We start from the raw sequence: 26234 nt of genomic DNA, 5'->3' as shown, positions 1-26234 counted from the left end.
CAAAGGCCACATGACCAAGTGCGACGGCTGCCACAGCCGCGTCGCGGACGGCAAAAAGCCCATTTGCGTCGAGTCCTGCCCGCTGCGCGCGCTGGACTTTGGCCCGATTGAGGAGCTGCGCAAAAAACACGGCCAGCTTGCTGCCGTCGCGCCGCTGCCGTCTGCGCACTTCACGAAGCCGAGTATTGTGATTAAACCTAACGCCAACAGCCGTCCGACGGGTGACACCACCGGCTACCTGGCAAACCCGAAGGAGGTGTGAGATGGGAAGTGGATGGCATGAATGGCCGCTGATGATCTTCACGGTCTTTGGGCAGTGCGTGGTGGGCGGGTTTATTGTCCTCGCGCTGGCGCTTATGAAAGGTAATCTCAGTGCCGAACGGCAGCAGCGTCTGGTGCTCAGCATGTTTGGTCTGTGGGTGCTGATGGGCATTGGCTTTATCGCCTCCACGCTGCACCTGGGTTCGCCAATGCGCGCGTTCAACTCCCTGAATCGCGTGGGCGCCTCTTCGCTGAGTAATGAGATTGCCAGCGGCGCAATCTTCTTTGCCGTAGGCGGGCTGGGGTGGCTACTGGCAGCGGTGAACAAGCTGCCGTCAGTGTTACGCGCGTTGTGGCTTATCGTCACCATGGTACTGGGCGTGGTATTCGTCTGGATGATGGTTCGGGTGTACAACACGATTGACACCGTTCCGACCTGGTACAGCGTCTGGACACCGATGAGCTTCTTCCTGACGATGTTCATTGGCGGCCCGCTGCTGGGCTATCTGCTGCTGCGCGTGGCCGGCGTTACGGGTTGGGCGATGCGCCTGCTGCCTGCGGTCTCGCTGCTGGCACTGGTCATCAGTACCGTTGTGGCGCTGATGCAGGGAGCGGAGCTGGCGACGATTCACAGCTCTATCCAACAGGCTTCGGCCCTGGTGCCGGATTACGGTTCGCTGATGGCCTGGCGCGTGGTGCTGCTGACGGCGGCGCTGGTCTGCTGGGTTGCCCCTCAGCTTAAAGGCTACCAGCCTGCGCTGCCGTTGCTGTCGCTGGCGTTTGTACTGGTGCTGGCCGGGGAACTGATTGGCCGCGGCGTGTTTTACGGTCTGCATATGACGGTCGGTATGGCTATCGCCAGCTAGTTTTTATTTTTTGTTATATAAAGCCGGGACATAGCGCCCGGCTTTTCTTTTTTCATTCATGAAATTTTTCAACTGATGTTTCGCTTAAGAATTTCCCGGATATAAATAAAAACAAATAGATAATTAATATCTGTAGCAGGCTTTGCATTAGCAGGATGAGTTTTTTAAATCGACGTGGCGCATATCGTGCGTGACGCCTGAATCGGTGGATTGACTTTGTTTTTGCCAGTGGCATGATGCGCACGAAATCTGAACTTCCTCACGGTTTTTAATCCATGACCACCTATACCCGCCCGGTGCTTTTGTTGCTCTGTGGCCTGCTTTTGCTGACCCTGGCGATCGCGGTGTTAAACACACTCGTCCCGCTCTGGCTGGCCCATGAAAACTTACCGACCTGGCAGGTGGGTATGGTTAGCTCGTCCTTTTTTACGGGAAATCTGCTGGGCACCTTATTAACGGGTAGCCTTATTAAGCGTTTTGGTTTTAACCGTAGTTATTATCTGGCGTCGCTGATCTTTGCCGTCGGATGCGCCGGTTTAGGCCTGATGGTCGGCTTCTGGAGCTGGATGGTCTGGCGCTTTATTGCGGGCGTCGGCTGCGCAATGATCTGGGTGGTGGTGGAAAGTGCGCTGATGTGCAGCGGCACCTCGCATAACCGCGGGCGTCTGCTGGCGGCTTACATGATGGTGTATTACGTCGGTACCGTTCTGGGACAACTGATGGTCAGCAAATTCCCAACCGACCTGATGAGCGTACTGCCGTGGGTAACGGGCATGGTGCTGGCTGCGGTCATGCCGCTGCTCTTTACCCGAATCGTGAACCAGAGCAGTGAGCATCAGGAAGCTACGCACGTCTGGCCGATGCTCAGGCTTCGTCAGGCGCGTTTAGGCGTTAACGGCTGCATTATCTCCGGGATTGTGCTGGGTTCACTCTATGGCCTGATGCCGCTCTATCTCAACCATCAGGGCGTCAGCGATTCCGGGATCGGTTTCTGGATGGCGGTCATGGTCAGCGCTGGGATTGTAGGTCAATGGCCGATCGGTCGTCTGGCCGATCGTTTTGGTCGCCTGCTGGTGCTGCGCGTACAGGTTTTTGTGGTGATCATGGGCTGTCTCGCCATGCTCAGTAACGCCGCGATGGCGCCTGCGCTGTTCATTCTGGGGGCTGCGGGCTTTACGCTTTATCCGGTCGCGATGGCCTGGGCCTGTGAGAAAGTAGAGCATCATCAGCTGGTGGCGATGAACCAGGCTTTATTGCTGAGCTACACCATCGGCAGCTTGCTGGGGCCGACTTTCACCTCCATGCTCATGCAAAACTACTCTGATAACCTGCTGTTTATCATGATTGCCAGCGTGTCGTTTATCTATCTGCTAATGTTGCTGCGCAAAGTCGGCGAGCATCCCACGCCGGTGGCACACGCCTGATGAATTAAAAGCCTGTCGATGACAGGCTTTTTTGTCCCTGTCACATATAAGACTTTTGCTTATTGTGCGTTTTTACTGCCTGGCGATAATTCAAATGCGTACTACCACTAAAAGGCAGCCATCATGTCTACTCGTCGTTTTACCACTACCGCACTTGCCGTAGTGTTGTCCTTAACGTTTGCAACGGCTCCGGTCATGGCTAATCCCGGGAACGGGAATGGCGGTGGCCACGGAAACGGTGGCGGACAAGGTAATAGCGGCAATCATGGTAACGGCAACGCCGGCAACCATGGTAATAAGCAAAATAAGGGTCAGGATAATCCAGGAAAATCGGACAAAAGCGTCAAAAACAGCAAAGATGTCGGTAACGACGTCGACGTTCGCGTGAGCTTCGATCGCGCCCGCCATCTGGCGCTGAATTATGGCTTAACGGGCTATGACTCTCTGCCTCCGGGCATTGCGAAAAACCTTGCGCGCGGTAAACCGCTGCCTCCGGGCATTGCAAAGAAAACCGTGCCTGCCTCAATGCTCGGCCAGCTTCCTTCCTATCCGGGGTATGAATGGCGCGTGGTGGGGGACGACCTCGTCTTAATTGCCCTGAGTACCGCGATTGTGACTGCCGTTATTAACGGCGTCTTTGAATAGAATATAAAAAGGCCCGGTTCTCACCGGGCCTTTTTCTTAATACATGACCTTGTGGCCGTATTGCTCAAGAATACCTTTGACGCGTTCCATCGTCTCTTTTTTCGGCGGCTTCACGCCGTCAAGCTTGTACTCTTCGCCCATCGCCACCCATTTGTGTTTACCCAACTCGTGATAGGGCAGGAGTTCAATTTTCTCCACGTTGCCCATATCCCGGGTAAACTCGCCCAGACGATGCGCGGAATCATCATCATCTGACCAGCCCGGCACCACCACGTAGCGGATCCACGTTTTGACGCCTTTGTTGGCAATGTATTTGGCAAATTCCAGCGTACGGTGGTTCGAGACGCCGACCAGGTTCTGGTGAATTTCATCGTTCATCTGTTTGAGATCGAGCATCACCAGATCGGTTACCTCAAGCAGTTCATCAATAACCGGATCGTAGCGGCGTACAAAGCCGTTGGTGTCGAGGCAGGTATGAATGCCTTCTTTGTGGCAGGCGCGGAACCAGTCGCGCACAAACTCAGCCTGAAGAATGGCTTCACCGCCGGATGCCGTCACGCCACCGCCGGACGCGTTCATAAAGTGGCGATAGGTCACCACCTCTTTCATCAGATCCTCAACGGTGACTTCTTTGCCGCCGTGAGTATCCCAGGTGTCACGGTTGTGGCAGTACAGGCAGCGCATCAGGCAGCCCTGGAAAAAGGTGATGAAACGGATCCCCGGGCCATCGACGGTGCCACAGGATTCAAAGGAGTGAATGCGACCAATAATTGACATTGCGGTGATATCTCCAGCATCGGCCCGTCCGGGGCCTGAGTATGCACAGCTCAAAGCCGGCTGTGTTGAAGTCTGTTTTGGCTGTTATCCATAAAGTATAGATAGCGGACAAAAGAGACTGAGGAGAAGAGGGTGCTAAAAAGGCCCCACTGACGTGGAGCCTTTATTGTACGCTTTTTAACGCGTGATTTCAGTCAATTCCACTTACATGGACTGAGTGAAAGTACGGGTGATAACGTCCTGCTGCTGTTCTTTAGTCAGGGAGTTAAAACGTACTGCGTAACCTGATACACGAATGGTCAGCTGAGGATATTTCTCAGGGTGTTCCATCGCGTCGAGCAGCATTTCACGGTTCATCACGTTCACGTTCAGGTGCTGACCACCTTCGATGGACGCTTCGTGGTGGAAGTAACCATCCATCAGACCCGCGAGGTTAGTTTTACGTACTTCGTCATCTTTACCCAGCGCGTTTGGCACGATAGAGAAGGTGTAAGAGATACCATCTTTCGCGTAAGCAAACGGCAGTTTAGCAACGGAGGTCAGAGAGGCAACCGCACCTTTCTGGTCACGACCGTGCATTGGGTTAGCACCTGGGCCGAATGGCGCGCCAGCACGACGACCGTCTGGGGTGTTACCGGTTTTCTTACCATACACAACGTTAGAGGTGATGGTCAGAACAGACTGAGTCGGGATAGCGTTACGGTAGGTAGTGAGTTTCTGAATTTTCTTCATGAAACGTTCTACCAGGTCAACTGCCATGTCATCAACGCGAGCGTCGTTGTTACCAAACTGCGGGTATTCGCCTTCGATTTCGAAGTCGATAGCCAGACCGTCTTCGTCACGAATTGGTTTAACTTTCGCATATTTGATTGCAGACAGGGAGTCAGCCGCAACGGACAGGCCTGCGATACCACACGCCATGGTACGAACCACGTCACGGTCGTGCAGCGCCATCAGAGAGGCTTCGTAGCTGTACTTGTCGTGCATGTAGTGGATAACGTTCAGCGCAGTCACGTACTGCTTAGCCAGCCAGTCCATGAAGTGGTCCATGCGCTCCATGACTTCGTCATAGTTCAGCACGTCGCCTTTGATAGGTTCAGACTTAGGACCAACCTGCATTTTCAGTTTTTCATCAACGCCGCCGTTGATAGCGTACAGCATGGTTTTCGCCAGGTTTGCACGCGCACCGAAGAACTGCATTTGCTTACCAACAACCATTGGGCTTACGCAGCACGCGATAGCGTAGTCGTCATTGTTGAAGTCCGGACGCATCAGGTCATCGTTCTCGTATTGCAGAGAAGAGGTGTCGATGGACACTTTAGCGGCGAATTTCTTGAAGTTCAGAGGCAGTTTTTCAGACCACAGAACGGTGATGTTCGGCTCCGGAGAAGGACCCATGGTGTACAGGGTGTTCAGGAAGCGGAAGCTGTTTTTGGTTACCAGAGTACGGCCATCTACGCCCATACCGCCGATAGATTCGGTTGCCCAGATTGGGTCACCAGAGAACAGCTCATCATATTCTGGAGTACGCAGGAAGCGAACCATACGCAGTTTCATGACCAGGTGGTCAATCATTTCCTGAGCGTCTTGCTCGGTGATTTTACCTGCTTTCAGGTCACGTTCGATGTACGCATCCAGGAAGGTGGATACGCGGCCGAAGGACATTGCTGCACCGTTCTGAGACTTAACAGCGGCCAGGTAGCCGAAGTAGGTCCACTGGATAGCTTCCTGAGCGTTGGTTGCAGGGCCAGAGATATCGCAGCCGTATTTCGCCGCCATCTCTTTGATCTGACCCAGCGCACGGTGCTGTTCAGCAATCTCTTCACGCAGACGGATAGTCGCTTCCAGGTTTACGCCGTTTTCCAGGTCAGACTGGAGAGAGACGAACTGCGCGTATTTGTCTTTCATCAGGAAGTCGATACCGTACAGCGCAACGCGACGGTAGTCACCGATGATACGGCCACGGCCATAGGCATCTGGCAGACCGGTCAGAACGCCAGATTTACGGCAGTTCAGAATGTCTTTGGTGTAAACATCGAATACGCCCTGGTTATGGGTTTTACGGTATTCGGTGAAGATTTTTTTCAGCATTGGGTCCAGCTCGCGGTTATACGCTTTGCAGGAACCTTCAACCATTTTAATGCCACCGAACGGGATGATTGCGCGTTTCAGTGGTGCTTCAGTCTGGAGACCAACGATTTTCTCAAGGGCTTTGTTGATGTAGCCAGCATCGTGAGAAGTGATGGTGGAAGCAACGGAGGTGTCAAAATCAACTGGCGCGTGAGTGCGGTTTTCCAGTTTAACGCCTTCCATTACGCTGTCCCACAGCTTGGTGGTTGCGTCAGTTGCACCAGCCAGGAAGGATTCGTCACCTTCATACGGGGTATAGTTTTTCTGAATAAAGTCACGGACGTTGACTTCATTCTGCCAGTCACCTTTCGTAAAACCTTCCCAGGCTGTGGCTAACTTTTCATTAAGCTCGGACATGTAACACCTACCTTCTTAAGTGGATTTTTTATTTACTGCCTGAGACAACCATTAATGATGATCGCCGCCACGCAGGTAAATGACCCAGTATGTCAACCCAACTAACAGACCCCCACCGATAATGTTCCCGATAGTGACGGGGATCAGGTTATCAGTAATGAAATTCATAATAGTCAGGTGTGAAAAACTTTCCGGGGTTGAACCAACAGCAGTCCAGAACTCCGGGCTTGCAAAGTTGCGGATAACAATCCCCATCGGGATCATGAACATATTCGCAATACTGTGCTCAAAGCCGCTGGCAACAAACATCGCAACCGGCAGAACCATAATCATGGCTTTATCCATCAGGCTACGACCAGAGTAGCTCATCCAGACCGCCAGGCAGACCATCAGGTTTGCAAGGATGCCGAGAGCAACAGCTTCGATAAATGTATGGTGCATTTTGTGGTCAGCGGTTTGCAGGACGTTAAGCCCCCAGCCGCCGTTGGCGGTCATGTACTCGCCAGAGAGCCACATCAACAGAACAAAGAGCAGACAGCCAATCAGGTTACCAACGTAGACGTTGAGCCAGTTGCGCCCCAGTTGACCCCAGGTAATTCTTCCGCTGGCTTTTGCCACAACAATCAACACCGTTGAGGTGAAGAGGTCGGCACCGCAGATGACGCAAAGAATCAGACCCAGTGAGAAGCAAATACCACCAATCAGTTTCGCTATGCCGAAAGGCATCCCGGCCGTGCCGGTGGTGGCTGTGATATAGAAGACGAAAGCGATGGAGATGAACACACCAGCCGTGATGGCCAGAAAGAACGTCGTCATCGGATGTTTCGTTGCTTTGTAGACACCCGCTTCTTCGGCAACTTTCGCCATCGCAGCGGGGAGTAATAGATCAAAAGGGTTGTCAGCTTTCACACTAACTCTCTCTTTATTAAGTCGGCGACGAGATACTAACAAAGCATTATAGAAGAGAAATTGATATAGATCATATCTCGCCTGGCTTATAGGCCCGCAGCGTGTATGGTTTTACAGCAAAAGCGGAGTAAGTATTTGATTATCCGTATAAAAATAAATTTTAAAAGTTATGAAAAGAGTTGAATTTTTTCCTTCAGCCTCCCTTAAAACAGTTAATTAAAATGGAGTATTTATTATAATTAGTAACAGTAAAGCACAGGTAAGTATTTTTATATTTACCCATGGTTAACTTAACTATTACATTTAAATGTCATTGCCTAAAAATAAAAAAAAAGGGGCAATGAAATTGCCCCGTAATATAGCTCAGGCGGTTGAATACGCCTACTGCCATTAATGTTATATGCGCTTATTTTGACCAGTAAGCGGCTTTAGCCTTCTGCAATTTTTCATACGCATTAAGCAGCGACTGATGCGCCGGGAAGGCTTTCAGATCGCTGTCAACCGCTTGCAGGCCATAGAACGGATCTTCACCGCTCAGTGCCGCGCTGGCAGCTTCAACGGCATCTGCACCGTACATGCGGACAAAGGCGTTCAGATACTGCAATGGCTCGCGATCGTCTTCCTGAGAAAGCAGGAGCAGCGTTTGCAGGCAACGGTAATAGTTAGTGCGCTCGGCGGAGAAGACGGACTGGTTAAACTCCATCGTCCACTCGGTCCAGGCCAGAGCCTGATCCAGATCGCCGCCCGCCAGTGCCAGCATCGCTTTCAGTTCGCCGATGCGCAGCGTGTACCAGCCGTTATCTTTTCCGGTTGCCAGACCCAGCAGCTCACGTACGCGGGTGAAATCATCGTGACCTTCGTCGTCCAGCTGGGCGATCAGGTTCAGATAATCTTCCTTTTCCCACTCGCTGCCCGGCAGGGCCAGCAGGGTTTCACGCAGATGTGCGCCCATGCTGTTGTTCGCCAGCCACAGATCTTCTGCCGGATAAATGTCGGACATGCCCGGTACAATGATACGGCACGCGTAAACGCCAAGGTGTTCATAGTCGGCAATATAGACTTCCTGATCCTCCGCGTTGAAGATCGCCATCAGCGTGGCGAACTCTTCTTCCGTCGTACCGGCAAAGCTCCAGTCCACGAACGGATAGTCCGCGTCCTGCTTGAACATATCCCAGGAGATCAAACCGCTGGAGTCGATGAAGTGCGTTTCGAGGTTGGTGTGCTCGGCGACCTCTTCGTCATCAAAGGTCGGCGGCGTAAACACGTCGAGATCTTTCAGGCTACGACCTTGCAGCAGTTCGGTCACGGTACGCTCCAACGCCACGCCGAAGTCAGGGTGCGCGCCGAAGGAGGCGAAGCAGGTGCCGTTGGCCGGGTTGAACAGCACTACGCAGATAACCGGATATTTGCCGCCCAGAGAACCGTCGTAGGCAAAGATTGGGAAACCTTCCGCTTCCAGTTTAGCGATGGATTCCACCACGCCCGGGTAGCGGGCCAGCACGTCAGCCGGGATCTCCGGCAGGCTGATGGATTCGGCAATAATGCGGTTTTTGATGTGACGCTCGAAAACTTCAGACAGCCCCTGAACGCGTGCTTCGTTGCGGGTGTTACCGGCGGACATGCCGTTAGACACGTACAGGTTGCCAACGATATTCATCGGAATATAGACGGTCTGCTCATCAGACTGGCGGGTGAACGGCAGGGCGCAGATCCCACGTTCCTCATTGCCGGATTGCAGGTCGATCAGCATGCTGGCGGTCAGTTCGTTTTCCGGATCGTAGAACGCACGCAGACGCGCATCCAGAATACCTTCCGGCAGTTCATCGTCCTCGGTCAGCGGGAACCATTTTTCATTCGGGTAGTGAACGAACGGACCGTTGGCGATGGTGTCGCCCAGCCAGAAGTCGGCGAAGAAGTAGTTGGTCGACAGACGTTCAAAATACTCACCCAGCGCAGAGGCCAGCGCCGCTTTTTTGGTTGCGCCTTTACCGTTGGTAAAGCACAGCGCACAGTCTTTGTCGCGAATATGCACGGACCAGACGTGAGGCACCGGATTCAGCCAGGAGGCTTCTTCGATATTAAAGCCCAGGTCGGTCAGTTTCTGCTGGAAGCGAGCGATGGAATCTTCCAGAGCGGCGTCTTTGCCGGGGATAAACGTTTGAGTCATGGCGTTCACTTTTATCGTACGTAAAGCGCGCAATGATACGGGTTTTGCGTGACGGGTGCTATCTCCGGCGAAAATAAATGGTTGGGCTATGCTTATAAGCAGTAACCTACTGTTAAGGCATAGAAAAATGAAAGCATTTGATCTCCAGCGGATGGCGTTTGATAAAGTTCCCCCCGAGTTTTTAGGTGAAGTGGCGCTGCGCAGCTTCTACACCTTTGTTCTCGTCTTCCTGTTTCTGAAAATCACCGGACGCCGCGGCGTCCGGCAGATGTCGCTGTTTGAGGTGCTGATCATCCTGACGCTGGGGTCAGCGGCGGGGGACGTTGCCTTTTATGACGATGTTCCTATGGTGCCGGTCTTTGTCGTCTTCGTGACGCTCGCGCTGCTCTACCGGCTGGTCATGTGGCTGATGTCGAAAAGCGAAAAGCTGGAAGATCTGTTCGAAGGGAAACCGGTGGTGATTGTCGAAGATGGTCAACTGGCCTGGGAGAACGTGCAACGCGCCAATATGACGGAGTTTGAGTTCTTTATGGAGCTTCGCATCAGCAGCGTTGAACAGCTGGGGCAGGTGCGTCTGGCGATTATGGAAACGAACGGTCAAATCAGCATTTATTACTATTCCGACGATGAGGTCAGGCCCGGGCTGTGCATCCTGCCGGATATGCTCATCGAGCGATACAAAACCGTACCTGAGGCGGGCGAGTATGCCTGCATAAAATGTAGCCACGTGGTGGGCATGCAGGCGGGCGATCATCAATTATGTCCTCGCTGTACGAATCCAGAATGGACGAAGGTTAGCCGGGCTAAGCGCATTACCTGACAGCGATTTTGTCGGTTTTGTGACAACGGTACGGCAGATTGTTTTGTGTGACGAGGGACACATTTCTCCGGCCATAAGTTTTAGACATTGCGGCGCGTGTCACTGAATGATAAAACCGATATCCACAGTTATAACTTATGGCTTTTAGCGTGGTGAGGGGAAATGGCTCAAGTCTTTAATTTCAGTTCAGGTCCGGCAATGTTACCGGCAGACGTGCTTAAACAGGCTCAACAGGAACTTTGTGACTGGAACGGTCTGGGTACGTCGGTGATGGAAATCAGCCACCGGGGTAAAGCGTTTATTCAGGTGGCGGAAGAGGCAGAAAAGGATTTTCGCGATCTGCTGAACATTCCCTCGAACTACAAAGTATTGTTCTGTCACGGCGGTGGACGCGGCCAGTTTGCGGGTATCCCGCTTAATCTGCTGGGCGACAAAACCACCGCTGATTACGTCGATGCCGGTTACTGGGCAGCCAGTGCGGTAAAAGAAGCGCACAAATACTGCACGCCGAATGTCATCGATGCCAAGGTCACCGTCGACGGCCTGCGCGCCGTGAAGCCGATGAGCGAGTGGCAGCTGTCTGACAACGCCGCGTATCTCCACTACTGCCCGAACGAAACCATCGACGGCATCGCCATTCACGAAGAGCCAGACTTTGGCGACAATGTCATTGTGACGGCGGACCTCTCTTCAACCATTCTGTCCACCCCGCTGGACGTCAGCCGCTACGGCGTCATTTACGCAGGTGCTCAGAAAAACATCGGTCCTGCGGGGCTGACAATTGTCATCGTCCGTGAAGACCTGCTGGGGAAAGCCCATAAGTCCTGCCCGTCAATCCTGGATTACACCGTCCTGAATGACAACGACTCCATGTTCAACACCCCACCTACGTTTGCCTGGTATCTCTCCGGCCTGGTCTTCAAATGGCTGAAGCAAAACGGCGGCGTGGCGCAGATGGACAAGATCAATCAGCAGAAAGCCGAACTGCTGTACGGCACGATCGACAAGAGCGATTTCTACCGTAACGATGTGGCGAAAGCTAACCGTTCGCGCATGAACGTACCGTTCCAGCTGGCAGACAGCAGCCTGGACAGCGTATTCCTGGAAGAGTCGTTCGCGGCGGGTCTGCACGCGCTGAAAGGCCATCGCGTGGTTGGCGGGATGCGTGCCTCTATCTATAACGCCATGCCGCTGGAAGGCGTTAAAGCCCTGACCGATTTCATGATCGACTTCGAACGTCGTCACGGTTAACGGGCTGTTTTTCACCCCCGCAGCGTTGCTGCGGGGTTTTTATTATGTTGAGTTGAGAGTTGAGTTTCATGGAATCCCTGACGTTACAACCTATCGCGCGGGTAGATGGCACCATTAATCTGCCTGGTTCAAAAAGTGTCTCGAACCGCGCTCTGCTGCTGGCAGCTTTGGCACACGGCACCACCGTCCTCACCAACCTGCTGGACAGCGATGACGTGCGCCATATGCTCAATGCGCTGAAAGCGTTGGGAGTTCATTATACGCTGTCCGACGATCGTACCCGTTGTGAAGTCACCGGTAACGGCGGCGCGTTACGTTCTGCTGAAGCGCTGGAGCTTTTCCTGGGTAACGCCGGTACGGCAATGCGTCCTCTGGCCGCAGCGCTGTGTCTGGGGAACAACAATATTGTGCTGACCGGTGAGCCGCGAATGAAAGAGCGCCCGATCGGCCATCTGGTGGATGCCCTGCGTCAGGGCGGCGCGCAGATTGATTATCTTGAGCAGGAAAATTACCCGCCACTGCGTCTGCGCGGTGGATTTACCGGGGGTAACGTTGAGGTGGACGGTAGCGTCTCCAGTCAGTTCCTGACCGCGCTGCTGATGACCGCACCGCTGGCCCCACAGGATACCGTTATCAGCATTAAAGGCGACCTGGTCTCTAAGCCGTACATTGATATCACACTGCACCTGATGAATACCTTCGGTGTTGAGGTGGAAAACCAGTCTTACCAGCGCTTCGTGGTTCGCGGTGGGCAGCAGTATCAGTCTCCGGGTCAGTACCTTGTCGAAGGCGACGCGTCATCGGCCTCTTACTTCCTGGCAGCGGGCGCGATCAAGGGCGGTACCGTCAAAGTGACCGGGATTGGCCGCAACAGCGTGCAGGGCGATATCCGTTTTGCCGACGTACTGGAAAAAATGGGCGCGGTGGTGACCTGGGGCGATGACTTCATCGCCTGTACCCACGGTGAGCTGAACGCTATCGATATGGACATGAACCACATTCCTGATGCGGCGATGACTATTGCCACCGCTGCGCTGTTTGCGAAAGGCACCACCACGCTGCGGAACATTTACAACTGGCGCGTAAAAGAGACGGACCGCCTGTTCGCAATGGCAACCGAGCTGCGTAAAGTGGGAGCGGAGGTCGTAGAGGGCGAAGACTACATTCGCGTTACCCCTCCGGCAAAACTGCAATTTGCAGAAATTGGCACCTACAACGATCACCGCATGGCGATGTGTTTCTCGCTGGTGGCGCTGTCAGATACGCCGGTCACTATCCTCGATCCGAAATGTACGGCAAAGACCTTCCCGGACTACTTCGAGCAGCTGGCGCGCATTAGCACCCTGGCCTGATGATCTTATGCCGCATCACCCGATGCGGCATTTCCTTACGCTTTCTGACAGTCATCCTCTTTCATTTCTTCTACACTCTGCTTCAATCATTTCGGAATTTGCACGCAAAGTTAACAGTTGCGCACGTTGGCGCGTATAATGCGCGGCGTTCATGTTAACGGTATGCCTTAATTAAGGAGAAAAAGATGACGGCAATTGCCCCGGTAATCACCATTGATGGGCCGAGTGGCGCAGGGAAAGGTACTCTGTGCAAAGCGATGGCGGAAGCATTGCAATGGCATCTTTTAGATTCGGGAGCAATCTATCGCGTGCTGGCGCTGGCTGCGCTGCATCATCATGTGGATGTTGCGTCCGAGGAAGCGCTGGTACCGCTGGCTGCGCATCTGGATGTGCGCTTTGTCTCTACTGATGGCAACCTTGAAGTGATCCTGGAAGGGGAAGATGTCAGTGCTGAAATCCGCACGCAGGAAGTGGCCAATGCGGCTTCTCAGGTGGCGGCTTTCCCTCGCGTTCGCGAGGCGCTGTTACGTCGCCAGCGTGGTTTCCGTGAAGCGCCGGGGCTGATCGCCGACGGCCGCGACATGGGAACCGTGGTATTCCCTGATGCGCCAGTGAAAATTTTCCTTGACGCCTCTTCGGAAGAACGTGCTCAACGCCGTATGCTTCAGTTGCAGGAAAAGGGGTTTAGTGTTAACTTTGATCGCCTTTTATCCGAGATAAAAGAGCGCGATGACCGCGATCGTAACCGCGCCGTCGCACCGCTTGTTCCCGCAGAAGATGCATTAGTGCTGGATTCTACCAGTTTAACTATTGAGCAAGTGATTGAAAAAGCGCTACAATATGCGCGCCAAAAACTGGCACTCGCGTAATCGCGACCGATTTAGCAGTACCCCCGCTGCAATGGATTGACGGCGGGTATGTGAAACAACCCCATCCGGCACGGAGCCAGGTGGACGTTAATATTAACCTGAAGATTAAACATGACTGAATCTTTTGCTCAACTGTTTGAAGAATCCTTAAAAGAAATCGAAACCCGTCCGGGTTCCATCGTTCGTGGTGTTGTTGTTGCTATCGACAAAGACGTAGTACTGGTTGACGCCGGTCTGAAATCTGAGTCTGCCATCCCGGCTGAGCAGTTCAAAAACGCCCAGGGCGAGCTGGAAATCCAGGTAGGTGACGAAGTTGACGTTGCTCTGGACGCAGTAGAAGACGGCTTCGGCGAAACCCTGCTGTCTCGTGAGAAAGCTAAACGTCACGAAGCATGGATCACGCTGGAGAAAGCTTACGAAGAAGCTGAAACTGTGGTCGGTGTTATCAACGGCAAAGTTAAAGGTGGCTTCACTGTTGAGCTGAATGGTATTCGTGCGTTCCTGCCAGGTTCACTGGTAGACGTTCGTCCAGTCCGTGACACCCTGCACCTCGAAGGCAAAGAGCTTGAGTTCAAAGTAATCAAGCTGGACCAGAAGCGTAACAACGTTGTTGTTTCCCGTCGTGCCGTTATCGAATCCGAAAACAGCGCAGAACGCGATCAGCTGCTGGAAAACCTGCAGGAAGGCATGGAAGTCAAAGGTATCGTTAAGAACCTCACTGACTACGGCGCATTCGTTGACCTGGGCGGCGTTGATGGCCTGCTGCACATCACCGACATGGCGTGGAAACGCGTTAAGCACCCAAGCGAAATCGTGAACGTGGGCGACGAAATCACTGTTAAAGTGCTGAAGTTCGACCGCGAGCGTACTCGTGTATCCCTCGGCCTGAAACAGCTGGGCGAAGATCCATGGGTAGCTATCGCTAAGCGTTACCCAGAAGGGACTAAACTGACTGGTCGCGTGACCAACCTGACTGACTACGGCTGCTTCGTTGAAATCGAAGAAGGCGTTGAAGGTCTGGTGCACGTTTCCGAAATGGACTGGACCAACAAAAACATCCACCCATCCAAAGTTGTTAACGTTGGTGATGTAGTGGAAGTGATGGTTCTGGATATCGACGAAGAACGTCGTCGTATCTCCCTGGGCCTGAAGCAGTGCAAAAACAACCCATGGCAGCAGTTCGCGGAAACCCACAACAAGGGCGACCGTGTTGAAGGTAAAATCAAGTCTATCACTGACTTCGGTATCTTCATCGGCCTGGACGGCGGCATCGATGGCCTGGTTCACCTGTCTGACATCTCCTGGAACGTTGCAGGCGAAGAAGCAGTTCGTGAATACAAAAAAGGCGACGAAATCGCAGCAGTTGTTCTGCAAGTTGACGCAGAGCGTGAGCGTATCTCCCTGGGCGTTAAACAGCTCGCAGAAGATCCGTTCAACAACTGGGTTGCACTGAACAAGAAAGGCGCAATCGTAAACGGTAAAGTGACTGCTGTTGACGCTAAAGGCGCAACCGTAGAACTGGCTGACGGCGTTGAAGGTTACCTGCGCGCTTCCGAAGCTTCACGTGACCGCGTTGAAGATGCAACTCTGGTTCTGAGCGTTGGCGACGACGTTGAAGCTAAGTTCACCGGTGTTGACCGTAAGAACCGTGCAATCAGCCTGTCTGTTCGTGCTAAAGACGAAGCTGATGAGAAAGATGCAATCGCAACTGTTAACAAACAGGAAGATGCAAACTTCTCTAACAACGCAATGGCTGAAGCTTTCAAAGCAGCTAAAGGCGAGTAAGTTCAGGTTCGCACCATCATTTGAGCTGTAACGCATTTACAGCGCGAAGGATGGAGAGCAGACTTGACAGATTGCAGGATTCGTCCTGTAATCAATAACAAAGGGCGGCTACGGCCGCCCTTGTTTAATGAGCTGTTCAGCTAATTGGTTTGAAAGGAACCGGAGGAATCATGACCAAGTCAGAATTGATTGAAAGACTTGCCAGTCAGCAACCGCATATCCCTGCTAAGGCTGTGGAAGATGCCGTTAAAGAGATGCTGGAGCATATGGCTACCACTCTTGCCCAGGGCGAGCGCATTGAAATCCGCGGTTTCGGTAGTTTTTCTCTGCACTATCGTGCACCACGTACCGGGCGTAACCCGAAGACTGGCGATAAAGTGGAGCTGGAAGGAAAGTATGTTCCGCACTTTAAGCCGGGTAAAGAGCTGCGCGATCGCGCCAATATTTACGGCAACTGAGTTTAATCATCAGGGTTAAACTGAGTTTAAAGAAAGCACCTTAGGGTGCTTTTTTTGTCTCTCGCCTCTGCGTTTCTGAATACGCGCCGCATTCTCAGCTTCTCTTTTCTGCAAGTACTTAAAAACGTTGCAGCGCTCGCTGTAAATCACGCCTTTTCTGTCTGACGACGCGCCAGCCCCGCCGCATAATCACCTGAAACATGGAGGTGAAGATGGGGATCCACGTCATCAGTATCTGCGCCATTCTGGCCATAATCCCGCTCTATTGGTTACCCGTTTTGCCCGATTTGCAGACTGTCTGGATGCTGATTGCAGCAGGAATTGCGTTATCGTTGCGGCAAAAAAAGTGGCTTACGTTTTCAGGCCTCACAGTGCTCTTTTTGTGCTGGGGATTTCTGGCCGCTCAGGAGAGCGTGTGGCCGATGAACCATTTAACGAAAGGCCCGCAGCAGGCCGAGGTAGTCATTACCGCAACGGACGGCGCAACGATGCATCAGGGAAAGATTGTCAGCCTCAATGGCGAACGCGTATGGGCTAACATGGGCGTGGCGCTGTATGGCAACTACCTGCCGCAAAACGTCTGCGTCGGCCAACGCTGGGCGATGACCCTGCGGCTCAGGGCAGTACACGGAGAGCTCAACGATGGCGGCTATGATTCGCAGAAAAATGCTTTCGCCCGACACCAGACGCTGAGCGGACGGTTTACCCATGCGGCAATCGTTGACGAACGCTGTAGCCTGCGTTCGCAATACCTGACGTCGCTACAGAATACGCTTTCCGCATATCAGTGGGGGCCCGTGATCCTGGGGCTGGGGATGGGAGAGCGCCTGTCTGTCTCGCGGGAGATAAAAAACCTGATGCGTGAGACCGGAACGATGCATCTCATGGCCATTTCGGGACTGCATATTGCGCTGGCAGCTTCTGCTGTCTGGCTACTGGCTCGGGGCATCCAGTTTTTCCTGCCGGGCCGCTGGATTATCTGGCAAATGCCCCTGCTGGCAGGTCTGCTCTTTGCCGCGTTTTACGCGTGGCTTACGGGATTGCAGCCGCCTGCGCTGCGCACGGTTATCGCGCTTGTGGTGCTGGCCGCATTAAAAATGAGCGGTCGCCAGTGGTCGCCCTGGCAGGTCTGGCTTACCTGCGTGGCGGCGATCCTGATTTTCGATCCTCTGGCGGTGCTGTCACAAAGCCTGGCGTTATCCGCGTTTGCGGTCGCCGCGCTTATTTTTTGGTATCAGTGGTTGCCTCTTCCATCCTGGCAACGGAGTCGGGGCCTGCGGCCGCTGGCGACGCTAGTGTATTTGCAGGTTGGAATGCTGCTGCTTCTGTTGCCGCTTCAGGTCCTGATTTTCCATGGTTTCAGTGTATCCTCGCTGGTGGCGAACCTGTTTGCCGTTCCTCTGGTCACCTTTATTTCAGTTCCTCTTATCCTGCTCGGCATGTTTCTGCATCTGTTTCCGGTCGCTGCGCTGGAAAGTATCGTCTGGCTGGCTGCGGATAAATCTCTGGCAGGGCTTTTCTGGCTGTTGATGCGTTTACCAGATGGCTGGCAGGACGTTGATGAGCGCTGGCAATACCTGACGTTACTGCCGTGGCTACTGATTATTGGCTGGCGATTCAGGGCTTTCAGCGCAGTTCCCGCCGCCTGTCTGGCAGGCAGCGTGGTGCTGGCATTTCCACTCTGGCACAGGGATAAAACCGATAGCTGGTCACTGCATATGCTTGATGTAGGGCAGGGGCTGGCGATGGTCATTGAGCGTCACGGTAAGGCCATTCTGTATGACACCGGGCTGGCGTGGCCCGGTGGGGACAGCGCGCAACAGCTGATTATCCCCTGGCTACGCTGGCATCATCTGAGCCCGGAAGGGGTGATCCTCAGCCATGAACACCTCGATCACGCGGGGGGAGTGGCATCGCTAAAAACCGCCTGGCCCGCAATGTGGATCAGGAGCCCGTTAGCCTGGGCCGGGCATCTTCCCTGCTTTCGTGGGCAGCGATGGCAGTGGCAGGGGCTAACGTTCACCGCGCACTGGCCGCCAGAAAACACCGCTGCGAAGGGTAACAACCGCTCCTGCGTGGTAAAAATTGATGACGGCGAACAGAGTGTTTTACTGACCGGAGATATTGAAGCGCAGGCAGAGCTGGGAATGCTGAGCCACCGCTGGCGTCAACTTGCGTCTACACTGATTCAGGTGCCGCATCATGGAAGTAACACGTCATCCTCAACGCCGCTGCTACAGCGCGTTGAGGGGCAGGTTTCGCTGGCCTCAATGGCCCGCTATAACGCATGGCGTTTCCCTTCCAAAAAAGTGGTCCGGCGCTATCGAACTGAGGGATATCAGTGGCTTGATACCCCTCAGTCAGGGCAGATATCTGTGACGTTTTCGCACCATAGTCGGCACATTCGCCGCTTACGTGAACACTATTTACCGCGTTGGTATCATCAGTGGTTTGGCGCGCCCGTAGATAACGGGTAGAATATGCGGCTATTTCAACAAATGCTGGTTTTTTGAATGCATAACGACAAAGATCTCTCCACGTGGCAAACGTTCCGCCGGCTCTGGCCGATGATTGCTCCTTTCAAAGCAGGCTTGATCGTGGCGGGCGTAGCGTTAATCCTCAACGCAGCCAGCGATACGTTTATGTTATCGCTCCTCAAACCGTTACTGGATGACGGTTTTGGTAAAACGGATCGTTCAGTGCTGCTATGGATGCCGCTGGTGGTTATTGGGCTGATGATCTTACGCGGAATCTCCAGCTATGTATCCAGCTACTGCATCTCCTGGGTATCCGGTAAAGTGGTGATGACCATGCGCCGCCGGCTGTTCAGCCATATGATGGGGATGCCCGTCTCTTTCTTTGACAAACAGTCAACCGGTACGCTGCTGTCACGTATTACCTACGATTCAGAGCAGGTGGCATCATCGTCGTCCAGCGCACTGATTACCGTTGTGCGTGAGGGTGCATCCATCATCGGTCTGTTTGCGATGATGTTCTATTACAGCTGGCAGCTGTCGCTCATCCTTATTGTGCTGGCGCCGATTGTCTCCATCGCTATCCGCGTGGTGTCCAAGCGTTTTCGCAACATCAGTAAAAATATGCAGAATACGATGGGGCAGGTTACTACCAGCGCCGAGCAGATGCTGAAAGGCCATAAAGAAGTGTTGATTTTCGGCGGTCAGGGAGTCGAAACCAAACGCTTTGACAAGGTCAGCAACAGAATGCGTCTGCAAGGGATGAAAATGGTATCGGCCTCGTCGATTTCCGATCCGATCATTCAGCTGATTGCCTCTCTGGCACTGGCCTTTGTTCTGTATGCCGCAAGCTTCCCGAGCGTCATGGAGACCCTGACTGCGGGTACCATTACCGTGGTGTTCTCATCCATGATTGCGCTGATGCGTCCGCTGAAATCGCTGACCAACGTCAACGCCCAGTTCCAGCGCGGGATGGCAGCCTGCCAGACGCTGTTCAGCATCCTCGATTCCGAACAGGAAAAAGATGAAGGTACACGCGTGATCGAACGTGCTAAAGGCGACCTGGAGTTCCGTAACGTCACCTTTACCTATCCAGGCCGCGAAGTGCCGGCACTGCGTGATATCAGCCTGTCCATTCCGGCGGGTAAAACCGTTGCGCTGGTAGGCCGTTCCGGTTCGGGCAAGTCGACCATTGCCAGCCTGATTACCCGTTTCTACGACATCGACCAGGGCGAGATCCTGCTGGATGGTCACGACCTGCGGGAATATACCCTACAGTCGCTGCGTAACCAGGTCGCGCTGGTATCGCAGAACGTGCACCTGTTCAACGATACGGTAGCAAACAACATTGCGTATGCCCGTACCGAAGAGTACAGCCGTGAAGAGATTGAAAACGCGGCGCGCATGGCCTATGCGATGGACTTTATTAACAAAATGGATAATGGCCTGGATACGATCATTGGCGAAAACGGCGTGCTGCTCTCCGGTGGTCAGCGTCAACGTATCGCGATTGCCCGTGCGCTGCTGCGCAACAGCCCGATTCTGATCCTGGATGAAGCGACATCCGCACTGGATACGGAATCTGAACGCGCTATCCAGTCGGCTCTGGATGAATTGCAGAAAAACCGTACCTCGCTGGTTATCGCGCACCGTCTGTCGACAATCGAACAGGCTGACGAAATCGTGGTGGTGGAAGACGGCGTTATCGTTGAACGCGGCAGCCATGCGGACCTGCTGGAACAGCGTGGTGTTTACGCGCAGCTCCATAAAATGCAGTTCGGTCAATGATTGCACGCATCTGGTCGGGTGAATCCCCTCTGTGGGTGCTGCTTCTCCCGCTCTCCTGGCTGTATGGCCTGGTGAGCGGTGCTATTCGTCTGCTTTACCGCCTCGGGATCAAGCGCGCCTGGCGCGCACCGGTACCGGTGGTGGTGGTCGGAAACCTGACAGCGGGTGGAAACGGCAAAACCCCGGTGGTGATCTGGCTGGTAGAACAGCTCCAGAAGCGCGGTATCCGCGCGGGAGTCGTTTCACGCGGTTATGGTGGCAAAGCGGCTCAGTATCCTCTGGTGCTGAAGCCGGACACGACAACCGCTGAAGCCGGTGATGAGCCGGTACTGATTTACCAGCGCACGGGTGCGCCGGTTGCGGTATCGCCGGTGCGTAGTGGTGCCGTGAAGGCACTGCTTGCGCAGCATAGCGTACAAATCATTATTACCGATGATGGCTTGCAGCATTATGCGCTGGCGCGTGACAAAGAGATCGTGGTTATTGACGGCGTGCGGCGTTTTGGCAACGGCTGGTGGCTGCCAGCCGGTCCAATGCGTGAGCGTGCGTCGCGCCTGAAGACCGTTGATGCTGTGATTGTAAACGGCGGTGAAGCCAAAGCGGGCGAGATCCCGATGCATCTTCGTCCCGGACAGGCAGTGAATATGCTGACCGGCGAGCGTAAAGACGTCGCGCAGCTGGATCGTCTGGTTGCGATGGCCGGGATTGGTCATCCTCCGCGTTTTTTCGCGACGCTGGAGCAGTGTGGCGCAAGGCTTGAAAAACGGGTGCCGCTGGCCGATCACCAGGCGCTGGTGGCCGACGAGGTCGACAGGCTGGCAGCACCGGGGCAGACGCTAATCATGACGGAAAAAGACGCGGTAAAATGCCGGGCCTTTGCGAAAGAAAACTGGTGGTATCTGCCGGTTGACGCTGAACTCAGCGGTGAACAGCCGGAACATTTGCTCAGGGAACTGCTCGCGTTAGTGCAGTAACTTCAACGCGGTTCCGGTGGCGCTTTGACTGACAGGAAAACGCATGTCTCTACCGCAACTCTCACTTGCAGCCGCACGTAACCTGCATCTTGCCGCTCAGGGGCTGTTGAAAAAGCCCCGCCGTCGCGCGCAGCCAGCCGATATCCTCTCTACCGTGCAACGCATGTCGTTGCTGCAAATCGACACCATTAACATCGTGGCGCGTAGCCCATATCTCGTCCTGTTTAGCCGCCTGGGAAACTATCCACCACAATGGCTGGATGATGCGCTGCGTCAGGGCGAACTGATGGAGTACTGGGCGCATGAAGCCTGTTTTCTCCCGCGCAGCGATTTTGCGCTGGTGCGTCACCGAATGCTCGCCCCGGACAAAATGGGCTGGAAATACCGTCAGGCGTGGATGGTGGAACACGCGGCTGAAATAGAGCGGCTAATTGCCCATATTCAGGAAAACGGCCCGGTACGCTCCGCGGATTTTGAGCAACCGCGAAAAGGCGCAAGCGGATGGTGGGAGTGGAAACCGCACAAGCGCCATCTGGAAGGGCTGTTTACGTCCGGCAAAGTGATGGTGGTTGAGCGCCGCAACTTTCAGCGCGTCTATGACCTTACGCACCGCGTTATGCCGCACTGGGACGATACGCGCGATCTGCTGTCTCAGGACGCAGCCGAAGCCGTTATGCTCGAGAACAGCGCCCGCAGCCTGGGCATATTTCGACCACAGTGGCTGGCGGACTATTATCGCCTGCGTCAGCCGCAGCTAAAACCGCTGCTGGATACGTGGCAGCGCGAACAGCGCGTCTTGCCGGTCTCGGTAGCGTCGCTAGGTGACATGTGGCTGCATGCGGATTTGTTCCCGCTGCTGCCTCAGGCGCTTGAGGGAAAGCTACAGGCAACGCACAGCGCCGTGCTGTCGCCGTTCGATCCGGTTGTCTGGGACAGAAAGCGGGCCGGGCAGCTGTTTAATTTTAATTACCGTCTGGAATGCTACACCCCGGCACCAAAGCGTCAGTACGGTTATTTTGTTTTGCCGCTGCTGCATAAAGGCCAGCTGGTCGGGCGCATGGACGCTAAAATGCACCGTAAAACCGGCATGCTTGAAATTATCGCCCTCTGGCTTGAAGAGGGCATAAAGGTGACGGCTGGCCTGGAAAAGGGATTAACGACCGCGCTCAGTGACTTTGCGCGCTGGCAGGGGGCGCACAACATTGTACTGGGCCGCGTGCCAGCGGGGCTGTTTACGGCCTGTCGAGGTGGCTGGGAAACAGACACTCCCTGAAAAGGGAATATGATAAGCTTTAGGGATTACCCATACGGAGGAACTATGGATCACCGTTTACTTGAAATTATTGCCTGCCCGGTGTGCAACGGCAAACTGTACTACAGCCAGGATAAACAAGAGCTGATTTGCAAACTGGACAGCCTGGCGTTCCCGCTGCGTGACGGTATTCCGGTCCTGCTGGAAAACGAAGCCCGTTCGCTGGTGGCAGAAGAGAGCAAACCATGAGTTTTGTTGTCATTATCCCTGCGCGTTATGCTTCAACGCGCCTGCCGGGTAAACCGCTGGTGGATATCAACGGTAAGCCGATGATTGTGCACGTCCTTGAACGGGCGCGCGAATCGGGTGCTGGTCGCGTTATTGTCGCTACCGATCACCCGGACGTTGCGCGTGCGGTTGAGGCCGCGGGTGGGGAAGTATGCATGACCCGTGCCGACCATCAGTCAGGCACCGAGCGCCTGGCGGAAGTCGTCGAAAAATGCGGTTTCAGCGACGAGACGGTGATTGTAAACGTACAGGGCGATGAGCCGATGATCCCGGCGGCAATTATCCGTCAGGTGGCCGACAACCTGGCCCAGCGTCAGGTCGGCATGGCGACACTTGCGGTGCCGATTCACCACGCAGAAGAGGCGTTCAATCCGAATGCGGTGAAGGTTGTCATGGATGCCGAGGGCTACGCGCTCTATTTCTCCCGCGCCACCATTCCGTGGGATCGCGATCGTTTCGCGCAGTCGAAAGAGACGATCGGCGAAACCTTCCTGCGCCATATCGGTATTTACGGATACCGCGCCGGCTTTATTCGCCGCTATGTCGCCTGGGCGCCAAGCCCGCTGGAGCATATCGAAATGCTCGAACAGCTTCGCGTGCTGTGGTACGGCGAGAAAATTCACGTTGCGGTAGCCCAGGAAGTCCCTGGCACCGGCGTGGATACCCCTGAAGATCTTGAGCGCGTACGCGTCGAAATGCGTTAATTCGCAGCCATCCCCTCGTTCTGAGGGGATGTTATTCTCCCTTTTCTTTTTCATTATTGATCTCGACCGGGTGACATCCGGGGTTCGCACGCTCATTATAAAAGCAGTAGTCTTAATGGGGGTAATCTCATATGGAACAACTGCGTGCTGAACTGAGTCATCTCCTTGGCGAAAAGCTAAGCCGTGTGGAGTGCGTAAATGAAAAGGCTGATACCGCGCTCTGGGCGTTGTATGACAGTCAGGGAAACCCCATGCCGCTGATGGCCAGAAGTTTTAGCTCGCCGGGCGTCGCCAGACAGCTGGCCTGGAAAACGTCGATGCTGGCGCGGGAAGGAACGGTCCGTATGCCAACGGTTTACGGCGTCATGACCCATGAGGAGCATCCCGGCCCGGATGTTCTGCTGATTGAGCGTTTACACGGGGTTTCTGTAGAAGCCCCGACGCGGACGCCGGCGCGCTGGGAGCAGCTCAAGGATCAGATCGTCGAGGCTCTGCTTGGCTGGCACCGGCACGACAGCCGCGGTCTGGTTGGCGCGGTAGACAGCACCCAGGAAAACCTGTGGCCGCTGTGGTATCGCCAGCGCGTTGAAGTGCTGTGGGGCACGCTCAACCAGTTCAACAACACCGGTTTAACGATGCAGGACAAACGCATCCTGTTCCGCACCCGGGAATGTCTGCCCGCGCTGTTTGAGGGTTTTAACGACAACTGTGTGCTGATTCATGGCAACTTCACGCTGCGCAGCATGCTAAAAGACTCGCGCAGCGATCAGCTTCTGGCGATGGTCGGACCGGGGATAATGCTCTGGGCGCCGCGCGAGTACGAGCTGTTCAGGCTGAGCGAGGGCGGGGCCGCGGAAGAGTTGCTCTGGCATTATCTTCAGCGCGCCCCCGTTGCGGAAGCTTTTCTCTGGCGGCGCTGGCTCTATCTGCTCTGGGATGAGGTGGCGCAGCTGGTCAACACCGGGCGCTTTAATCGCGCCAGTTTCGATCTTGCCGCAACGTCACTCTTGCCCTGGCTTGCCTGACGAACCCTTGAGCCACTGCCACAGGCGGCCAAGCGTCTCGTAGCCGACGCGGTCGCTGTGCATCAGCCATACCGGGGACGGGATTATCCGTTCCCACGGGTTGAGCGGGGCGTCAATGGCCAGCTGGTTTGCCGGAGCAGGAAGCGGATGCAGACCCTGCTTCTCAAAGAAAATCATGGCGCGTGGCAGGTGTGAAGCAGAGGTCACCAGCAGGAACGGTACGTCACCGATAGCCTGTTTCACCGCCGCCGCCTCTTCTTCGGTATCTTTTGGGCTATCCAGCGTGATGATGGCGGAACGCGGTACGCCAAGCGATTCAGCCACTCTTGCCCCTGCTTCAGCGGTGCTGACCGGGTTGGTTTTTGCCGCAGTGCCCGTGAAGATCATCTTCGATCCCGGGTTGGCAAGCCACAGGCGGATCCCCTCGTTCAGGCGCGGCAGGCTGTTGTTGATCAGGTTTGAGCTGGGGGCCCAGTCAGGGTCCCAGGTATACCCGCCGCCCAGCACCACGATGTAGTCCACCTTCTGGTTTCCCTGCCACGTCGGGTAGGTGTTCTCTATCGGGCGTAATAAACCGTCGGCGACCGGTTGCAGGCTGAGCAACAGCAGCGCCAGCCAGCCCGCGGTAACGAGAGATTTACCGCTTTTCTGAAAGCGGCTAAACCATATCAATCCCAGCCCCAGGGCGATGACGAGCAGCAGCAGGGGAAGGGGAAGCATCATGCCTCCGATATATTTTTTTAGGGTAAAAAGCATCCTTTTTGGTTCCTTTTTTAACCATACAGCAGGTGATTGCCCGTGATATTACACCAGAGTGGTTCATTCTCCGCGCGGGTGTGACAAAATAGCGGTTTTGCAGTGAGTGGGACCCTCCCAATGCGGGATCGCAATTTTGATGACATCGCGGAAAAGTTTTCGCGCAACATTTATGGCACCACCAAAGGTCAGCTTCGTCAGACGATCCTCTGGCAGGATCTGGACAAGCTGCTGGCGGAATTCGGTGACCGACAGTTGCGCGTGCTGGATGCCGGCGGTGGGGAAGGTCAGACTGCAATTTTGATGGCGCAGCGGGGGCATCACGTCACGCTGTGCGATCTTTCTGCCGAGATGGTTGCGCGCGCCGAGCGAGCGGCAGAAGAGAAAGGTGTGAGCGACAACATGCATTTTATACATTGCGCCGCTCAGGACATTCCGCAGCATTTGGAAACGCAGGTTGATCTGATATTGTTTCATGCTGTGCTCGAATGGGTCGCCGAACCGCAGGCGATGTTAAAAACGCTGTGGTCGATGTTGCGCCCGGGCGGTGCGTTATCGCTGATGTTCTACAACGCCAACGGCCTGCTGATGCGAAACGTGCTGGTGGGCAATTTTGGCTACGTACAGCAGGGCATGTATAAAAAGAAACGACGCACGCTGTCACCGGATTTCCCCCGTGAACCGCAGCAGGTCTATGGCTGGCTGGAGGAGATCGGCTGGGAAATTACCGGCAAAACCGGCGTGAGGGTGTTTCATGATTATCTGCGTGATAAACAAAAACAGGACGACTGTTTAGACGCCTTAACAGAAATAGAGACGCGGTACTGCCGCCAGGAGCCTTACCTGAGCCTTGGTCGCTATATCCACGTCACCGCGCGCAAGCCGCAGATGCAAGGATAATC

Annotated in this window: 23 protein-coding genes; 18 read left to right on the top strand and 5 right to left on the bottom strand. The window is 54.5% G+C overall.

The features are described from left to right. The 4 genes from N5C09_RS08730 to N5C09_RS08715 form a co-directional block, all read left to right on the top strand. The coding region (locus N5C09_RS08730) for a 4Fe-4S dicluster domain-containing protein (RefSeq protein ID WP_316087670.1) at window positions 1–262 on the top strand (262 nt) is incomplete at its 5' end. 1 nt (window position 263) lies between these two features. Then, a complete protein-coding gene (locus N5C09_RS08725; protein WP_279748869.1) occupies window positions 264–1127 on the top strand; it encodes a dimethyl sulfoxide reductase anchor subunit in 864 nt (287 codons plus the stop codon). 275 nt (window positions 1128–1402) lie between these two features. After that, window positions 1403–2551, top strand: coding sequence for an MFS transporter (locus N5C09_RS08720; RefSeq protein WP_279748868.1), 1149 nt, complete (start codon window positions 1403–1405; stop codon window positions 2549–2551). Window positions 2552–2674: 123 nt separating this feature from the next. Next, window positions 2675–3196: an anti-virulence regulator CigR family protein gene (locus N5C09_RS08715; RefSeq protein WP_107535049.1), complete on the top strand. Its 522-nt coding sequence runs from the start codon at window positions 2675–2677 to the stop codon at window positions 3194–3196. 36 nt (window positions 3197–3232) lie between these two features. Here N5C09_RS08715 and pflA read toward each other — a convergent pair whose 3' ends face one another. The 4 genes from pflA to ycaO form a co-directional block, all read right to left on the bottom strand. After that, window positions 3233–3973, bottom strand: coding sequence for a pyruvate formate lyase 1-activating protein (gene pflA / locus N5C09_RS08710; RefSeq protein WP_003858250.1), 741 nt, complete (start codon window positions 3971–3973; stop codon window positions 3233–3235). A 204-nt stretch (window positions 3974–4177) separates the two neighbouring features. Next, window positions 4178–6460 carry a formate C-acetyltransferase gene (gene pflB, locus N5C09_RS08705; RefSeq protein ID WP_015570975.1) on the bottom strand — a complete coding sequence of 761 codons (2283 nt, stop codon included), beginning with the start codon at window positions 6458–6460 and terminating at the stop codon, window positions 4178–4180. Between the two features lie 51 nt (window positions 6461–6511). Continuing rightward, on the bottom strand, window positions 6512–7369 hold the full coding sequence (focA, locus tag N5C09_RS08700; protein WP_017384832.1) for a formate transporter FocA: 858 nt from the start codon (window positions 7367–7369) through the stop codon (window positions 6512–6514). 406 nt (window positions 7370–7775) lie between these two features. Continuing rightward, window positions 7776–9536: a 30S ribosomal protein S12 methylthiotransferase accessory factor YcaO gene (ycaO, locus tag N5C09_RS08695; RefSeq protein ID WP_279748866.1), complete on the bottom strand. Its 1761-nt coding sequence runs from the start codon at window positions 9534–9536 to the stop codon at window positions 7776–7778. Between the two features lie 127 nt (window positions 9537–9663). Between ycaO and N5C09_RS08690 the strand changes: the two genes are divergently transcribed. The 13 genes from N5C09_RS08690 (at window position 9664) to N5C09_RS08630 (ending at window position 24576) form a co-directional block, all read left to right on the top strand. Beyond that, window positions 9664–10356, top strand: a complete 693-nt coding sequence (locus tag N5C09_RS08690; RefSeq protein ID WP_063449167.1) for a DUF421 domain-containing protein — start codon at window positions 9664–9666, stop codon at window positions 10354–10356. 162 nt (window positions 10357–10518) lie between these two features. Next, window positions 10519–11607 (top strand): 3-phosphoserine/phosphohydroxythreonine transaminase, encoded by a 1089-nt coding sequence (serC, locus tag N5C09_RS08685; RefSeq protein ID WP_063449166.1) that lies wholly within the window; start codon window positions 10519–10521, stop codon window positions 11605–11607. A gap of 68 nt (window positions 11608–11675) precedes the next feature. Then, window positions 11676–12959, top strand: a complete 1284-nt coding sequence (aroA, locus tag N5C09_RS08680) for a 3-phosphoshikimate 1-carboxyvinyltransferase (RefSeq protein ID WP_279748864.1) — start codon at window positions 11676–11678, stop codon at window positions 12957–12959. Window positions 12960–13144: 185 nt separating this feature from the next. Continuing rightward, window positions 13145–13828 carry a (d)CMP kinase gene (cmk, locus tag N5C09_RS08675; RefSeq protein ID WP_131638111.1) on the top strand — a complete coding sequence of 228 codons (684 nt, stop codon included), beginning with the start codon at window positions 13145–13147 and terminating at the stop codon, window positions 13826–13828. 111 nt (window positions 13829–13939) lie between these two features. Beyond that, the gene (rpsA, locus tag N5C09_RS08670; protein WP_003858235.1) at window positions 13940–15613 is read left to right on the top strand and encodes a 30S ribosomal protein S1; all 1674 of its coding nucleotides are present in this window, start codon (window positions 13940–13942) and stop codon (window positions 15611–15613) included. A gap of 170 nt (window positions 15614–15783) precedes the next feature. Beyond that, a complete protein-coding gene (ihfB, locus tag N5C09_RS08665; protein ID WP_003858233.1) occupies window positions 15784–16071 on the top strand; it encodes an integration host factor subunit beta in 288 nt (95 codons plus the stop codon). A 212-nt stretch (window positions 16072–16283) separates the two neighbouring features. Next, complete coding sequence (locus N5C09_RS08660; RefSeq protein ID WP_279748862.1) at window positions 16284–18548, top strand: ComEC family protein; 2265 nt, start codon at window positions 16284–16286, stop codon at window positions 18546–18548. A 36-nt stretch (window positions 18549–18584) separates the two neighbouring features. Further along, window positions 18585–20333, top strand: a complete 1749-nt coding sequence (gene msbA, locus N5C09_RS08655) for a lipid A ABC transporter ATP-binding protein/permease MsbA (protein WP_063449163.1) — start codon at window positions 18585–18587, stop codon at window positions 20331–20333. Next, window positions 20330–21307, top strand: coding sequence for a tetraacyldisaccharide 4'-kinase (lpxK, locus tag N5C09_RS08650; protein ID WP_204641897.1), 978 nt, complete (start codon window positions 20330–20332; stop codon window positions 21305–21307). Before msbA ends, lpxK begins: the two co-directional genes overlap by 4 nt. 43 nt (window positions 21308–21350) lie before the next feature. Continuing rightward, complete coding sequence (locus N5C09_RS08645; RefSeq protein ID WP_279748860.1) at window positions 21351–22580, top strand: winged helix-turn-helix domain-containing protein; 1230 nt, start codon at window positions 21351–21353, stop codon at window positions 22578–22580. Window positions 22581–22625: 45 nt separating this feature from the next. Further along, a complete protein-coding gene (ycaR, locus tag N5C09_RS08640; RefSeq protein ID WP_006174474.1) occupies window positions 22626–22808 on the top strand; it encodes a protein YcaR in 183 nt (60 codons plus the stop codon). Continuing rightward, on the top strand, window positions 22805–23551 hold the full coding sequence (gene kdsB, locus N5C09_RS08635) for a 3-deoxy-manno-octulosonate cytidylyltransferase (RefSeq protein ID WP_063449160.1): 747 nt from the start codon (window positions 22805–22807) through the stop codon (window positions 23549–23551). The genes ycaR and kdsB overlap by 4 nt, the downstream gene beginning before the upstream one ends. A 131-nt stretch (window positions 23552–23682) precedes the next feature. Next, window positions 23683–24576: a YcbJ family phosphotransferase gene (locus N5C09_RS08630; protein WP_112792827.1), complete on the top strand. Its 894-nt coding sequence runs from the start codon at window positions 23683–23685 to the stop codon at window positions 24574–24576. Here the strand turns inward: N5C09_RS08630 and elyC are convergent. Continuing rightward, a complete protein-coding gene (gene elyC / locus N5C09_RS08625; protein ID WP_279748859.1) occupies window positions 24553–25332 on the bottom strand; it encodes an envelope biogenesis factor ElyC in 780 nt (259 codons plus the stop codon). The two genes, N5C09_RS08630 and elyC, sit on opposite strands and share 24 nt — an antisense overlap. 120 nt (window positions 25333–25452) lie before the next feature. On the opposite strand from elyC, the gene cmoM reads away from it, so the two are divergent. After that, complete coding sequence (gene cmoM, locus N5C09_RS08620; RefSeq protein ID WP_063449157.1) at window positions 25453–26232, top strand: tRNA uridine 5-oxyacetic acid(34) methyltransferase CmoM; 780 nt, start codon at window positions 25453–25455, stop codon at window positions 26230–26232. Window positions 26233–26234 lie beyond the last annotated feature (2 nt).

Source organism: Enterobacter sp. GD03975 (genome assembly GCF_029838645.1).
GTDB lineage: Bacteria > Pseudomonadota > Gammaproteobacteria > Enterobacterales > Enterobacteriaceae > Enterobacter > Enterobacter quasihormaechei.
This window is presented reverse-complemented; position numbering and strand designations above follow the sequence as displayed.

What these genes read in the sequence shown, in the direction of transcription:
- N5C09_RS08725 (WP_279748869.1), top strand. Translation starts at nt 264, where the DNA reads ATGGGAAGTGGATGGCATGAATGGCCGCTGATGATCTTCACGGTCTTT.
- N5C09_RS08720 (WP_279748868.1), top strand. Translation starts at nt 1,403, where the DNA reads ATGACCACCTATACCCGCCCGGTGCTTTTGTTGCTCTGTGGCCTGCTT.
- N5C09_RS08715 (WP_107535049.1), top strand. Translation starts at nt 2,675, where the DNA reads ATGTCTACTCGTCGTTTTACCACTACCGCACTTGCCGTAGTGTTGTCC.
- pflA (WP_003858250.1), bottom strand. Translation starts at nt 3,973, where the DNA reads ATGTCAATTATTGGTCGCATTCACTCCTTTGAATCCTGTGGCACCGTC.
- pflB (WP_015570975.1), bottom strand. Translation starts at nt 6,460, where the DNA reads ATGTCCGAGCTTAATGAAAAGTTAGCCACAGCCTGGGAAGGTTTTACG.
- ycaO (WP_279748866.1), bottom strand. Translation starts at nt 9,536, where the DNA reads ATGACTCAAACGTTTATCCCCGGCAAAGACGCCGCTCTGGAAGATTCC.
- N5C09_RS08690 (WP_063449167.1), top strand. Translation starts at nt 9,664, where the DNA reads ATGAAAGCATTTGATCTCCAGCGGATGGCGTTTGATAAAGTTCCCCCC.
- serC (WP_063449166.1), top strand. Translation starts at nt 10,519, where the DNA reads ATGGCTCAAGTCTTTAATTTCAGTTCAGGTCCGGCAATGTTACCGGCA.
- aroA (WP_279748864.1), top strand. Translation starts at nt 11,676, where the DNA reads ATGGAATCCCTGACGTTACAACCTATCGCGCGGGTAGATGGCACCATT.
- cmk (WP_131638111.1), top strand. Translation starts at nt 13,145, where the DNA reads ATGACGGCAATTGCCCCGGTAATCACCATTGATGGGCCGAGTGGCGCA.
- rpsA (WP_003858235.1), top strand. Translation starts at nt 13,940, where the DNA reads ATGACTGAATCTTTTGCTCAACTGTTTGAAGAATCCTTAAAAGAAATC.
- ihfB (WP_003858233.1), top strand. Translation starts at nt 15,784, where the DNA reads ATGACCAAGTCAGAATTGATTGAAAGACTTGCCAGTCAGCAACCGCAT.
- N5C09_RS08660 (WP_279748862.1), top strand. Translation starts at nt 16,284, where the DNA reads ATGGGGATCCACGTCATCAGTATCTGCGCCATTCTGGCCATAATCCCG.
- msbA (WP_063449163.1), top strand. Translation starts at nt 18,585, where the DNA reads ATGCATAACGACAAAGATCTCTCCACGTGGCAAACGTTCCGCCGGCTC.
- lpxK (WP_204641897.1), top strand. Translation starts at nt 20,330, where the DNA reads ATGATTGCACGCATCTGGTCGGGTGAATCCCCTCTGTGGGTGCTGCTT.
- N5C09_RS08645 (WP_279748860.1), top strand. Translation starts at nt 21,351, where the DNA reads ATGTCTCTACCGCAACTCTCACTTGCAGCCGCACGTAACCTGCATCTT.
- ycaR (WP_006174474.1), top strand. Translation starts at nt 22,626, where the DNA reads ATGGATCACCGTTTACTTGAAATTATTGCCTGCCCGGTGTGCAACGGC.
- kdsB (WP_063449160.1), top strand. Translation starts at nt 22,805, where the DNA reads ATGAGTTTTGTTGTCATTATCCCTGCGCGTTATGCTTCAACGCGCCTG.
- N5C09_RS08630 (WP_112792827.1), top strand. Translation starts at nt 23,683, where the DNA reads ATGGAACAACTGCGTGCTGAACTGAGTCATCTCCTTGGCGAAAAGCTA.
- elyC (WP_279748859.1), bottom strand. Translation starts at nt 25,332, where the DNA reads ATGCTTTTTACCCTAAAAAAATATATCGGAGGCATGATGCTTCCCCTT.
- cmoM (WP_063449157.1), top strand. Translation starts at nt 25,453, where the DNA reads ATGCGGGATCGCAATTTTGATGACATCGCGGAAAAGTTTTCGCGCAAC.